Origin of the sequence: Mycobacterium sp. P7213 (genome assembly GCF_900604305.1) — a bacterium.
Classification (GTDB): domain Bacteria; phylum Actinomycetota; class Actinomycetes; order Mycobacteriales; family Mycobacteriaceae; genus Mycobacterium.
Window position 1 is genome coordinate 84,192 of record NZ_UWOA01000003.1, and the last position, 12,743, is coordinate 96,934.

At 68.3% G+C, this 12,743-nt stretch carries 9 protein-coding genes; 8 read left to right on the forward strand and 1 reads right to left on the reverse strand.

Going from position 1 to position 12,743, the window contains the following annotated elements:
- Nucleotides 1-97 precede the first annotated feature (97 nt).
- Both EJK91_RS02210 and EJK91_RS02215 read left to right on the forward strand, forming a co-directional pair.
- A complete protein-coding gene (locus EJK91_RS02210; protein ID WP_125078146.1) occupies nt 98-4,261 on the forward strand; it encodes an NEW3 domain-containing protein in 4,164 nt (1,387 codons plus the stop codon).
- Nucleotides 4,261-5,175: an ROK family protein gene (locus EJK91_RS02215; protein ID WP_024440991.1), complete on the forward strand. Its 915-nt coding sequence runs from the start codon at nt 4,261-4,263 to the stop codon at nt 5,173-5,175. The genes EJK91_RS02210 and EJK91_RS02215 overlap by 1 nt, the downstream gene beginning before the upstream one ends.
- 56 nt (nt 5,176-5,231) lie before the next feature.
- Here EJK91_RS02215 and EJK91_RS02220 read toward each other — a convergent pair whose 3' ends face one another.
- Nucleotides 5,232-5,555 carry a winged helix-turn-helix transcriptional regulator gene (locus EJK91_RS02220; protein WP_024440992.1) on the reverse strand — a complete coding sequence of 108 codons (324 nt, stop codon included), beginning with the start codon at nt 5,553-5,555 and terminating at the stop codon, nt 5,232-5,234.
- Nucleotides 5,556-5,626: 71 nt separating this feature from the next.
- Between EJK91_RS02220 and EJK91_RS02225 the strand changes: the two genes are divergently transcribed.
- From EJK91_RS02225 to rpoB, 6 genes are all read left to right on the forward strand, one after another.
- Complete coding sequence (locus EJK91_RS02225; RefSeq protein ID WP_024440993.1) at nt 5,627-6,067, forward strand: anthrone oxygenase family protein; 441 nt, start codon at nt 5,627-5,629, stop codon at nt 6,065-6,067.
- 259 nt (nt 6,068-6,326) lie between these two features.
- On the forward strand, nt 6,327-6,947 hold the full coding sequence (rplJ, locus tag EJK91_RS02230; protein ID WP_046300534.1) for a 50S ribosomal protein L10: 621 nt from the start codon (nt 6,327-6,329) through the stop codon (nt 6,945-6,947).
- Between the two features lie 54 nt (nt 6,948-7,001).
- Nucleotides 7,002-7,388 carry a 50S ribosomal protein L7/L12 gene (rplL, locus tag EJK91_RS02235; protein WP_024440995.1) on the forward strand — a complete coding sequence of 129 codons (387 nt, stop codon included), beginning with the start codon at nt 7,002-7,004 and terminating at the stop codon, nt 7,386-7,388.
- A gap of 95 nt (nt 7,389-7,483) precedes the next feature.
- Nucleotides 7,484-7,672, forward strand: coding sequence for a carotenoid oxygenase family protein (locus tag EJK91_RS22890; RefSeq protein ID WP_024440996.1), 189 nt, complete (start codon nt 7,484-7,486; stop codon nt 7,670-7,672).
- 80 nt (nt 7,673-7,752) lie between these two features.
- The gene (locus EJK91_RS02245) at nt 7,753-8,805 is read left to right on the forward strand and encodes an ABC transporter ATP-binding protein (protein WP_024440997.1); all 1,053 of its coding nucleotides are present in this window, start codon (nt 7,753-7,755) and stop codon (nt 8,803-8,805) included.
- Nucleotides 8,806-9,191: 386 nt separating this feature from the next.
- Nucleotides 9,192-12,722, forward strand: a complete 3,531-nt coding sequence (gene rpoB / locus EJK91_RS02250) for a DNA-directed RNA polymerase subunit beta (protein ID WP_164517861.1) — start codon at nt 9,192-9,194, stop codon at nt 12,720-12,722.
- Nucleotides 12,723-12,743 lie beyond the last annotated feature (21 nt).

Below are 12,743 nucleotides of genomic sequence, written 5' to 3' on the forward strand. Positions count from 1 at the left end.
TCGCCTCAGGGCTTGGCACCCGGGCGCCAGGGGGTCAGCCATGCGCCCGGTCGCCGAAAGTCTCCGCTCGGCGGGCGCGCATCCGTAGGTTTGTGTCATGCGGATCCTCGACGTCGAATCGACCGAGAAGTTCGTCGGGCCGGCCGATGCGCCCGCGCAACTGGTCCGCGTCGAATACGGCGAAACCGAGGTGGCGACACCGCTGCGTATCGACGGCGAGGGTCTGGCCGGGGAGGCCGTGGCCGAGCCCGGAAGCGGTGTCGTCGAGGTGCCGGTGACCGTCGACGACCCGGTGCCGGGTCAACAGCGGCCCGCCCAGGTCAACGGCAGCCGGTTCACGTTCACCGTCGCCGAACCCGGCTGGACGATGTTCATGATCGGCCACTTCCACTACGACCCGGTCTGGTGGAACACCCAGGCCAACTACACCAGCGTGTGGACCGAGAGCCCGCTCGGCGCGTGCCGGCAGACCAATGGATTCGATCTGGTGCGCGGCCACCTCGACTGGGCCCGGGACCACCCCGACTACAAGTTCGTCCTGGCCGAAGTCGACTACCTCAAGCCGTACTGGGACACCCACCCGGCCGACCGCGCCGAGCTGCGCCGGCTGATCGCGCAGGGCCGGGTCGAGGTGATGGGCGGCACCTACAACGAGCCGTCCACCAACCTCACCGACGCCGAGACCACGATCCGCAACCTGGTGGCCGGGATGGGTTTTCAGCGCGACATCATGGGTGCCGCACCGGCCACGGCCTGGCAGCTCGACGTGTTCGGCCACGACCCACAGTTCCCCGGGCTGGTCGCCGACGCCGGACTGACCTCCAGCGCCTGGGCGCGCGGACCCTTTCATCAGTGGGGTCCGATGGCCGACCGGGGCGATCCGCGCCGCATGCAGTTCGCGTCCGAGTTCGAATGGATCGCGCCGTCCGGTCGCGGTCTGCTGACCCACTACATGCCCGCGCATTACGCGGCCGGCTGGTGGATGGACGCGAATGCGACCCTGGCCGCCGCCGAGGACGACGTCTACCGGTTGTTCACCGAAATGAAGAAGGTCGCCGCCACCCGCAACGTGCTGCTGCCGGTGGGCACCGACTTCACCCCGCCGAACCGCTGGATCACCCAGATCCACCGCGACTGGAACACCCGCTACACCTGGCCGAAGTTCGTCTGCGCCGTGCCGAGTGAATTCTTCGCCGCGGTGCGCGCCGAACTGGAGCAGCGCGGCACGGCCCCGTCCCCGCAGACCCGGGACATGAACCCGATCTACACCGGCTGCCACGTCTCCTATATCGACACCAAGCAGGCCAACCGGGCCGCCGAGCAGGCGGTCCTGGACGCCGAGCGCTTCGCGGTGTTCGCCGCGGCGCTCACGGGCGTGGACTACCCGGAGGCGGCACTGGCCAAGGCCTGGGCACAACTGTCCTACGGCGCCCACCACGACGCCATCACCGGCTCGGAAGCCGACCAGGTCTACCTGGACCTGCTGACCGGCTGGCGCGACGCCTGGCAGGTGGGCGCCGACGCCCGCGACAACGCCCTGGCGGTGCTGTCGGGCCTGGTCGATACCGGCCAGGGTGACAGTGCCGTGGTGTGGAATCCGGCGGCCCGCGACCGCACCGACATCGTCACCGTGCACCTGGCGACACCGCTGTCGGCCGGGGCGCGCCTGGTCGCCCCGGACGGAACCGAACTGCCCGCCCACGTCGAACACGGCGGCAGCACCGTCAGCTGGCTGGCCCGCGACGTGCCGTCGCTGGGCTGGCAGACCTACCGGCTGCGGCCCACCGCGGACATCACCGGCTGGCAACCGGTGGACGGCACCCGGATCAGCAACGAGCACCACCAGCTGACCGCGGACCCTGATCGCGGCGGCGGTATCACCTCGTGGCGCCAGCAAGGCCGCGAAATGATCGTCGAAGGGGGCCTGGGCAACCAGCTCGCCGTCTACGACGAATACCCCAAACACCCGCAGGCCGGTGAGGGCCCATGGCATCTGGTGCCCAGCGGCAACCTGTTCACCTCCGCGGTCGCCCGCGATGTGACGGTGCAGGCCTACCGCGGACCGCTGGGGGAGCGGCTGGTGGTGTCCGGGCGGCTCCGCAACGTGCTGGCCTACACCCAGACCCTGACGCTGTGGCACGGCGTGGACCGGGTGGACTGCTCCACCACCATCGACGAGTTCACCGGCGCCGATCACCTGCTGCGGCTGCGCTGGCCGTGCCCGGTGCCCGGCGCCCTGCCGGTCGCCGAGGTGGCCGACGCCGTCATCGGCCGCGGCTTCGGCCTGCTGCACGAGCCCAGCGGACGCTCGGTGGACACCGCGCGGCACCCGCGGACCCTCGACACCCCCGCGCACCGCTGGTTCGGGCTGTCGGCAACCGCGCGGATCAGCGTCGGCGACGCGAGCCGGGCGGTCGCGGTGGCCGAGGTAGTCACCGCGGGCTCCCCGGCGCGGGAGCTGATGGTGGCGCTGGTGCGCGCCGGGGTCACCGCCGCCTGTTCGGTGGCCGAGGGGCCGCGCTACGGCAACCTCGACGTCGACTCCAACCTGCCCGACACCCGTATCGCGCTGGGCGGACCGGACCGCAACGCCTTCACCCGGGCCGTGCTGGACGCCGCCGATCCGGCCTACACCGCCGAGCTGCAACGCCAGCTCGATCGGCACGGCCGGGCCCGGGTGTGGGTGCCGGCCGAAAAGCCCCTCACCGAGGTCTGGGTGCCCGGGGCGGATCTCAGCGGCCCGCGCGCCCTGCCGGTACTGGTGATCGCCGGCCGCGACGACGACGCCTTGGTCGCCGAGATCGCCCGGGTGGCCGACGACCTGGCCGACGCCGAGATCGAGGTGGACCAACACGCCGACGCCGAGATGGCGCCCTTCCAGGCGCGCACCGTCGCACTGATCAACCGCGGCGTGCCCAGTTTCGCGGTGGACTGCGCGGGCACGTTGCACACCGCCCTGCTGCGCTCGTGCACCAGTTGGCCGTCAGCGGCCTGGGAAGACGACCCGCGCCGCACCGCGCCCGACGGCAGCGCCTTTCAACTGCAGCACTGGACGCACACCTTCGACTACGCGCTGGTGGCCGGCGACGGCGACTGGCGGCAGCTGGAGATGCCCGCGCGCAGTGCCGAATTCGCCGACCCGCTGCGGGCCGTGGCGGTGACCGGAGGTGATGGCCGGCTCCCGGCGAGCGGCTCGCTGCTGCGCATCGACCCCGCCGACGGGGTGGGCCTGGGGGCGCTCAAGGCGGCCGGCAACCCGATCGCGCGTGGCAGCGTGCAGCCCGTCGACCCGAACACCGTCACGCTGCGCCTGGTGGAAACGCGCGGCGCCGACGCCGCCGTCACACTGCGCAGCGACCTGGGCCCGGTGACCGTGTTGGGCCGGGCCGATCTGCTGGAGCAGCCGTACGAGCATCCCGCTCCGGATCGGCTGCACGGCTACGAGATCGCCACCGTCACCGCTCGCCTCGACATGGAAAAGCGGGGCGACGCCGTTGCTGCTTTGGCCCCCGAATCCGAGGCAGCCCAACCGCTCTACGCCCGCTATTGGCTGCACAATCGCGGGCCGGCGCCGCTGGGTGGGCTGCCGGTGACCCCGGCGCTGCACCCGCACCGGCTCGACACGGACGCAGGCGCACTGCTGAACCTGGAGCTGACGGTGGCCAGCGACTGCGTCGACGCGGTCGTGTCCGGTGCGCTGACGTGGCAGTGCCCGGCGGGCTGGGCGGTCGCGCCGGCCGAACAACCGGTGCGGTTGGCCGCCGGGGACCACACGTGCATCCCGGTGCGGGTGAGGGTTCCCGCCGACACCGGCCCAGGGCTGTATCCGCTGCGCGCGCGACTCGACCTGTTCGGTGACGTGCCACCGGCGTGGCGCCAGGCGGTGGAGGACGTGGCGGTGGTGCGGGTCGGCGATCCCGGTTCCGACCGGCTGCTCTACGTCGACGACCCGTCCGCGATCGAAGTCACCGCCGGACGCTCTGCCCGGCTGACCGTCCTGGTCGGCACCGACGCGCACGCCGCCCTGGCGGTCGAGGCGCACCTGATCAGCCCCTGGGGTACCTGGGAATGGGCCGGTCCGCCGGCCCAGGGTGCGGTGGTGCCGGCGCGCGGCCGGGTGGAGCTGAGCTTCGACATCGCCCCGCCGGTGTGGGCGACACCAGGCACCTGGTGGGCGCTGGTCCGGGTCGGCGGCGCGGGTGCGCTGGCCTATTCGGCCGCGGTGCCCCTGGTGGTGCTGGCGCCCGTGGGGGTCGACTGATGGCCGCGGTCCTCGCGCTGGATGTCGGTGGCACCAAGATCGCCGTCGGCCTGGTCGATCCCGGCGGATCACTGATCTACGCCGCCACCTTGCCCACCCAGGCCGATCAGGGCACCGAGGTGGTGTGGGCGGTGGTGGCCGAGCTGATCGACGGTGCCCTGCAACGGGCCGGCGGGCGGGTGGCCGCCGTGGGCATCGGCTCGGCCGGACCGATCGACGTCAACGCCGGAACCGTCAGCCCGGTCAACATCGGGGGCTGGCGCGGGTTCGCGCTGCGTGACCGGGTGGCCGCCGCGGTGCCCGGGGTTCCGGTCCGATTGGGTGGCGACGGCGTCTGCATGGCGCTCGGCGAGTACCGGCACGGCGCCGGGCGCGGCACCCGATCCATGCTGGGCATGGTGGTCTCCACCGGCGTGGGCGGTGGCCTGGTGGTCGACGGCGCGCCGTTGCACGGCCGTACCGGCAACGCGGGCCACGTGGGGCACGTCATCGTCGATCCCGACGGAGAGCGGTGCCGCTGCGGTGGCCGCGGCTGCGTCGAGACCATCGCCTCCGGTCCGTCGATGGTGCGCTGGGCGCTGGCCAACGGATGGACGCCGCAAGCATCCCCAGCAGATGCCAAAACGCTCGCCGCGGCCGCCGCCGCCGGTGACCCCGTGGCGCTGCGGGCTTTTCGGCGCGGCACCGACGCGCTGGCGGTGATGATCACCTCGGTGGCAGCGGTGTGCGACCTGGATCTGGTGGTGATCGGCGGGGGAGTCGCCCGCTCCGGTCCCCTGTTGTTCGACCCGCTGCGGATCGCGCTGGCCGAGCGTGCCGGGTTGGACTTCCTGGTGGGCCTGCAGGTGGTGCCCGCCGAACTCGGCGGCGACGCCGGGCTGGTGGGGGCGGCTGTGTTAGCCACCTTGCGTTGACTCTGCTTACTACCTACCGCCGATGGTTCGGCAACGGCCCCGCTCCCGGGGCTGAGTCAGCGTGAAAGGTGGTGGCGGCCCCACTCGCACAGCTGAGCCAGCACCGGGGCCAGAGTGTTCCCGTACTCAGAGATCGAATAGTGCACACAGGGCGGCACGGTACCGGCGTCGTGGCGTTCGATGATCCCGTCGGCGACGAGCTCGTGCAGATGACGGATGAGCATTCGTTCGGTGATGCCCGGGATGCTGCGACGTAGCTCCGCGGTCCGCATCGGCCCGTCGGCCAGGCGCCAGAGGATGGTGCCCTTCCAACGGCCGTTGATGACCGACAGTGCGGCGTCGATGGGGCAGTCACTGACGATTGTTTTCGATGCCGCCACCAGCGCTCCTTATGCTGACTAATTTGTCAGTACCTTGTTTTTTGTCAGCATAACCCTCACAGTGGCTTGTCGTGAAGCAGATCGTGGAAATACTTGCGCTGGTGGCGGTCGGGAGCCTGCTGGGTTCGGAGTTCGCGGTGGCGGCGTTTCTTCGTCCAATCCTCGGGTGCCTGCCCGACGAAGCCTTCTGGGCCGCCCGCGGGGGCGGCGCCGGGCTACTGGGGAAGGTGATGCCGTTCTGGTATCTGGCCTCATTCGCACTGCTGGTGGGGGTCGCCGTCGTCGCAGGCCCGCAGCGTTGGCTCATCGGTGTGGGCGCCGGCCTGATGGTGGTCGTCGTGGGACTGTCCGTGCTGGTGCTGGTGCCGATCAACAACAAGATCGCAGCGTGGCGCAGCGCCGACGACGTGTCGCGTGTGCTGGCCGCGCGTTGGGATCGACTGCACTGGTTGCGCGTCGCGATGCTGGCGGTGATCTTCGTGTCGCTCGTGGTCGGCGTGGTGATCGCTTAACGGCCGCCGGGCCGGTGGACGCCGTTTTGGCTGATCGGCCCTCGTCACGTTATGGTGTGTGGCGATCCACCAAAGACCGTCGGTCACCGAGCAATCGGTTGAAGGTCCGGGAACATCCCGGCGGCCCACGCAGGAGGACGAGGCACCGGCACCGCCGGCACACATTGTGACGCCCCGACCGCATCCTGCGTCGGGGCGTTCGTTATTTCCCGGGTGGAGCAAAACTTGAGACAACAACAGCGACACCGAGGAGGTATGCATGGCGCGGGCTGACAAGACCGCCGCCGTCGCGGAGATCGTCGAGCAGTTCAACGGCTCGACTGCCACCGTGATCACCGAGTACCGCGGTCTGACGGTTGCGAACCTGGCGGAGCTGCGGCGTTCGCTCAGTGGTGCGGCAACCTACGCGGTGGCGAAGAACACCCTGGTCAAACTGGCCGCGGCCGAGGCCGGAGTCGAAGGGCTCGACGAGCTGTTCGCGGGCCCGACGGCCATCGCGTTCGTTCAGGGCGAGCCGGTCGACGCCGCCAAGGCCATCAAGAAGTTCGCCAAGGACCACAAGGCGCTGGTCATCAAGGGCGGCTACATGGACGGTCGCGCGCTGACCGTCGCTGAGGTGGAGCGCATCGCCGACCTGGAGTCGCGCGAGGTGCTGCTGGCCAAGATGGCTGGTGCCATGAAGGCCAACCTGTCCAAGGCCGCCGGACTGTTCGCCGCCCCGGCGTCGCAGATGGCCCGCCTGGCAGCCGCACTGCAGGAGAAGAAGCCTGCCACGGAAGCCGCCCCTGCAGCACCTGCTGCCGAGGCGCCCGCCGAGGCGCCTGCCGAGACCGAAGCCGCGGCGGAGACCGCCGAGGCTCCGGCCGAAGCCGCCGAATAACTAGGCACAACCCCAACCCAACTTCCCTAACCGGAATCAGAAAGGACCGAAATCATGGCCAAAATTTCCACCGAAGAGCTGCTCGACGTCTTCAAAGAGATGACTCTGCTGGAGCTGTCGGAGTTCGTGAAGCAGTTCGAGGAGACCTTCGACGTCACCGCTGCGGCCCCGGTCGCCGTGGCCGCCGCTGGCGCTGCCCCCGCTGCCGCTGAGGCCGGCGAGGAGCAGAGCGAGTTCGACGTCATCCTCGAGTCGGCTGGCGAGAAGAAGATCGGCGTGATCAAGGTGGTCCGCGAGGTCGTCTCCGGCCTGGGCCTCAAGGAAGCCAAGGACCTGGTCGACAGCGCGCCCAAGCCGCTGCTGGAGAAGGTCGCCAAGGAGGCTGCCGAGGACGCCAAGGCCAAGCTCGAGGCGGCTGGCGCCACCGTCACCGTCAAGTAGTTCCCGGAACAAGGGGAAGCCCCCGGAACCCGCGAGGTTCCGGGGGCTTCTGCTGTCTGCGGGATGGTGCTGTGCGGCCAGGTCGGCAGGCGTGGATGCCCACTCCGAGCACCGCGACGGTCAATCGCGGCAGCCGGCCGCCGGGCGGGTTGTCCTACTCCTGGAACTCCCGGTTCCTCGACGCCGCGACCTGTGAGTCGTTGGCTGCCGTGCAGCTGCCGCAACGGGTCGCGATGGGCTTCTGCGGCAACTGGACACCACTGACTGAGACGGACCGCCGATAACAGTCGCACCCGTGCGCTACAGTGGCCCAAGCCACAAGCCAGTCGTGGCACGAATAGACGTTGCGGAAGGACCTCAACTAATGGGTGTCGCCATCGAGGTGCAGGGGCTTACCAAGTCCTTCGGATCGGCCCGGATCTGGGAAGACGTCTCCATGACAATTCCCGAGGGAGAGGTCAGCGTTCTGCTCGGTCCCTCCGGTACCGGCAAGTCCGTGTTCTTGAAGTCGCTGATCGGCCTCTTGCGCCCCGAGCGCGGTTCGATCGTCATCGACGGCACCGACATCCTGCAGTGTTCGGCCAAGGAGCTCTACGAGATCCGCACCCTGTTCGGCGTGCTGTTCCAGGACGGCGCCCTGTTCGGCTCGATGAACATCTACGACAACACCGCCTTCCCGCTGCGCGAGCACACCAAGAAGTCCGAGAAGGAAATCCGTGACATCGTCATGGAGAAGCTCGAGATGGTCGGTATGCCCAACGACGGCTACAAGTTCCCGGGTGAGATCTCCGGCGGTATGCGCAAGCGTGCCGGCCTGGCCCGCGCCCTGGTGCTGGACCCGAAGATCATCCTCTGTGACGAGCCGGACTCCGGCCTGGACCCGGTTCGCACGGCCTACCTGAGCCAGCTGCTGATCGACATCAACGCCCAGATCGACGCGACCATCCTCATCGTTACCCACAACATCAACATCGCCCGGACCGTGCCGGACAACATCGGGATGCTGTTCCGCAAGGAGCTGGTGATGTTCGGGCCCCGCGAGGTGCTGCTGACGTCCGACGAGCCGGTGGTGCGCCAGTTCCTCAACGGCCGACGGATCGGCCCGATCGGCATGTCCGAGGAGAAGGACCAGGCGACCGCGGCGGCCGAGGAGGCCATGATCGCCGCCGGGCAGAGCGACGGCGGCGTGGAAGAGATCGAGGGCGTGCCGCCTCAGCTGAGCGCGACCCCTGGCTTGCCGGAGCGCCAGGGTGTGGCCCGACGCCGGGCTCGGGTGCGCGAGATCCTGCACACCCTGCCCCCCAACGCCCAGGCGGCCATCCGGGACGAGCTGGAGGGCACCCACAAGTACGCCGTGCACGACTTCCCGGCAGACGAAGAGGCTCCCACCGCGTCGATCCCGACCCCGCCTGGCTGAATCCGCGCAGGCTCACCCCGTGTCAGCTCTTGACGGACGGACCTAAACGGTCCAATCTGGTCACCAGCACACGTGCGGAGAGCCCGGCGGAAGGTCAGCCAGCACCGATAGGGCCCCGGGGCATCGCAGTTGAGGATTGCGTCAGCCTGCGCTATTGTTGGACGTTGCGCTGGCTTCCTCCTGCCCATCCCTTACCCGCACCCGAACACCGCAGTACCAGCCTGAGTCACGTTATTGGCTCGTTTTGGCTTGTCACCTCGTGGTTTGGCTGTGCGTGAGACCGGACAGAGCGTTCGCCAGCCGAACCAACGGTCGAATATTCGCAGCGAACGGGTCCGGTGAGAGCCGGAATCCGCTGGCCGCATTAGGTGCTGGAAGGATGCATCTTGGCAGTCTCCCGCCAGAGCAAAAAGAACGCTTCAGGTACTACCACCCAGAATTCTCCCAATAGTTCTGTGCCCGGAGCCCCGAACCGGGTCTCCTTCGCCAAGCTGCGTGAACCCCTCGAGGTTCCGGGTCTGCTCGATGTGCAGACCGACTCGTTCCAGTGGCTGATCGGGGCGTCGGAGTGGCGCGAGAAGATGGCCGCGCAGACCGGTGCTGCGCCCAAGGGTGGCCTCGAAGAGGTTCTCGAAGAGCTGTCCCCGATTGAGGACTTCTCCGGCTCGATGTCGCTGTCGTTCTCCGACCCGCGGTTCGACGAGGTCAAGGCCCCGGTCGAGGAGTGCCGCGACAAGGACATGACGTACGCGGCCCCGCTGTTCGTCACCGCGGAGTTCATCAACAACAACACCGGCGAGATCAAGAGCCAGACGGTGTTCATGGGTGACTTCCCGATGATGACGGAGAAGGGCACCTTCATCATCAACGGCACCGAGCGGGTGGTGGTCTCCCAGCTGGTGCGTTCTCCTGGCGTGTACTTCGACGCCAACATCGACAAGTCGACCGAGAAGACGCTGCACTCGGTGAAGGTGATCCCGGGCCGCGGCGCCTGGCTGGAGTTCGACGTCGACAAGCGCGACCTGGTGGGCGTTCGTATCGACCGCAAGCGCCGGCAGCCGGTCACCGTGCTGCTCAAGGCGCTGGGCTGGACCTCCGAGCAGATCCGCGAGCGCTTCGGCTTCTCCGAGATCATGATGTCGACGCTGGAGAAGGACAACGCCGCCAACTCCGACGAGGCGCTGCTGGACATCTACCGCAAGCTGCGTCCGGGCGAGCCCCCCACCAAGGAGTCCGCGCAGACGCTGCTGGAGAACCTGTTCTTCAAGGAGAAGCGCTACGACCTGGCGCGGGTGGGTCGCTACAAGATCAACAAGAAGCTGGGCCTGACCGCCAACCCGGGCGAGTCGCAGCCGACCACGCTGACCGAAGAGGACATCGTGGCCACCATCGAGTACCTGGTGCGTCTGCACCAGGCCGCTCAGGATGGCGTATCGGCCACCATGACGGTGCCTGGTGGTGTCGAGGTTCCCGTCGAGGTCGACGACATCGACCACTTCGGAAACCGCCGTCTGCGCACCGTGGGTGAGCTGATCCAGAACCAGATCCGGGTCGGTCTGTCCCGGATGGAGCGCGTGGTCCGTGAGCGGATGACCACTCAGGACGTCGAGGCCATCACGCCGCAGACCCTGATCAACATCCGCCCAGTGGTCGCCGCGATCAAGGAGTTCTTCGGCACCAGCCAGCTCTCCCAGTTCATGGACCAGAACAACCCGCTGTCGGGTCTGACCCACAAGCGCCGGCTGTCGGCGCTGGGGCCGGGCGGTCTGTCGCGTGAGCGGGCCGGCCTGGAAGTTCGTGACGTGCACCCGTCCCACTACGGCCGGATGTGTCCGATCGAGACCCCGGAAGGCCCCAACATCGGTCTGATCGGATCGCTGTCGGTGTACGCACGGGTCAACCCGTTCGGCTTCATCGAGACCCCCTACCGCAAGGTAAACGACGGTGTGGTCAGCGATGACATCGAGTACCTGACCGCCGACGAGGAGGACCGCCACGTTGTGGCGCAGGCCAACTCGCCGCTGGAGGACGACGGCCGCTTCAGCGAGGACCGCGTTCTGGTCCGCCGTAAGGGTGGCGAAGTCGAGTACGTCTCCTCCGCCGAGGTCGACTACATGGACGTCTCGCCGCGCCAGATGGTGTCGGTGGCCACGGCCATGATCCCGTTCCTCGAGCACGACGACGCCAACCGCGCCCTGATGGGTGCCAACATGCAGCGTCAGGCGGTTCCGCTGGTGCGCAGCGAGGCACCGCTGGTGGGTACCGGCATGGAACTGCGCGCCGCGATCGACGCCGGCGACGTGATCGTCGCCGACAAGACCGGTGTCATCGAGGAGGTGTCCGCCGACTACGTCACGGTGATGGCCGATGACGGCACCAGGCAGACCTACCGGATGCGCAAGTTCAACCGGTCCAACCACGGCACCTGCGCCAACCAGCGTCCGATCGTCGACGCCGGCCAGCGTGTCGAGACCGGCCAGGTGATCGCGGACGGCCCGTGCACCGACAACGGTGAGATGGCCCTGGGCAAGAACCTGCTCGTGGCGATCATGCCGTGGGAAGGGCACAACTACGAGGACGCGATCATCCTGTCCAACAGGCTGGTCGAAGAGGACACGCTGACCTCGATCCACATCGAGGAGCACGAGATCGACGCCCGTGACACCAAGCTGGGCGCCGAGGAGATCACCCGGGACATCCCGAACGTCTCCGACGAGGTGCTGGCCGACCTCGACGAGCGCGGCATCGTCCGCATCGGCGCCGAGGTCCGCGACGGCGACATCCTGGTCGGCAAGGTCACCCCCAAGGGTGAGACCGAGCTGACGCCCGAGGAGCGGCTGCTGCGCGCGATCTTCGGCGAGAAGGCCCGGGAAGTCCGCGACACCTCCCTGAAGGTGCCGCACGGCGAGTCCGGCAAGGTCATCGGCATCCGGGTGTTCTCCCGCGAGGACGACGACGAGCTGCCCGCCGGGGTCAACGAGCTGGTGCGCGTCTACGTCGCGCAGAAGCGCAAGATCTCCGACGGTGACAAGCTGGCCGGTCGCCACGGCAACAAGGGCGTCATCGGCAAGATCCTGCCGGCCGAGGACATGCCGTTCCTGCCGGACGGCACCCCGGTCGACATCATCTTGAACACCCACGGTGTGCCGCGACGGATGAACATCGGTCAGATCCTGGAGACCCACCTGGGCTGGATCGCCAAGACCGGTTGGAACATCGACGTGGCGGCCGGTGTGCCGGACTGGGCGGACAAGCTCCCCGAGGAGCTGTACGCCGCCGGGCCCGACACCCGTACCGCGACGCCGGTGTTCGACGGTGCGCGGGAGGCCGAGCTGCAGGGTCTGCTGTCCTCGACGCTGACCAACCGCGACGGCGAGGTCATGGTCAACGGTGACGGCAAGGCGATGCTGTTCGACGGTCGCTCCGGTGAGCCGTTCCCGTACCCGGTGACCGTCGGCTACATGTACATCATGAAGCTGCACCACCTGGTGGACGACAAGATCCACGCGCGTTCCACCGGCCCGTACTCGATGATCACCCAGCAGCCGCTGGGCGGTAAGGCGCAGTTCGGTGGCCAGCGGTTCGGTGAGATGGAGTGCTGGGCCATGCAGGCCTACGGTGCGGCGTACACGCTGCAGGAGTTGTTGACGATCAAGTCCGACGACACGGTCGGTCGTGTCAAGGTCTACGAGGCGATCGTCAAGGGCGAGAACATCCCCGAACCGGGTATCCCGGAGTCCTTCAAGGTGCTGCTCAAAGAGCTGCAGTCGCTGTGCCTCAACGTTGAGGTGCTGGCGAAGGACGGTGCGGCGATCGAATTGCGCGAAGGCGAGGACGAGGACCTGGAGCGGGCAGCCGCGAACCTGGGAATCAACCTGTCCCGCAACGAATCCGCCTCTGTTGAGGACCTCGCTTAATTACTCGCTACTAAACCCGCA

What these genes read in the sequence shown, in the direction of transcription:
- EJK91_RS02215 (WP_024440991.1), top strand. Translation starts at nt 4,261, where the DNA reads ATGGCCGCGGTCCTCGCGCTGGATGTCGGTGGCACCAAGATCGCCGTC.
- rplL (WP_024440995.1), top strand. Translation starts at nt 7,002, where the DNA reads ATGGCCAAAATTTCCACCGAAGAGCTGCTCGACGTCTTCAAAGAGATG.
- EJK91_RS22890 (WP_024440996.1), top strand. Translation starts at nt 7,484, where the DNA reads ATGCCCACTCCGAGCACCGCGACGGTCAATCGCGGCAGCCGGCCGCCG.
- rplJ (WP_046300534.1), top strand. Translation starts at nt 6,327, where the DNA reads ATGGCGCGGGCTGACAAGACCGCCGCCGTCGCGGAGATCGTCGAGCAG.
- EJK91_RS02245 (WP_024440997.1), top strand. Translation starts at nt 7,753, where the DNA reads ATGGGTGTCGCCATCGAGGTGCAGGGGCTTACCAAGTCCTTCGGATCG.
- EJK91_RS02210 (WP_125078146.1), top strand. Translation starts at nt 98, where the DNA reads ATGCGGATCCTCGACGTCGAATCGACCGAGAAGTTCGTCGGGCCGGCC.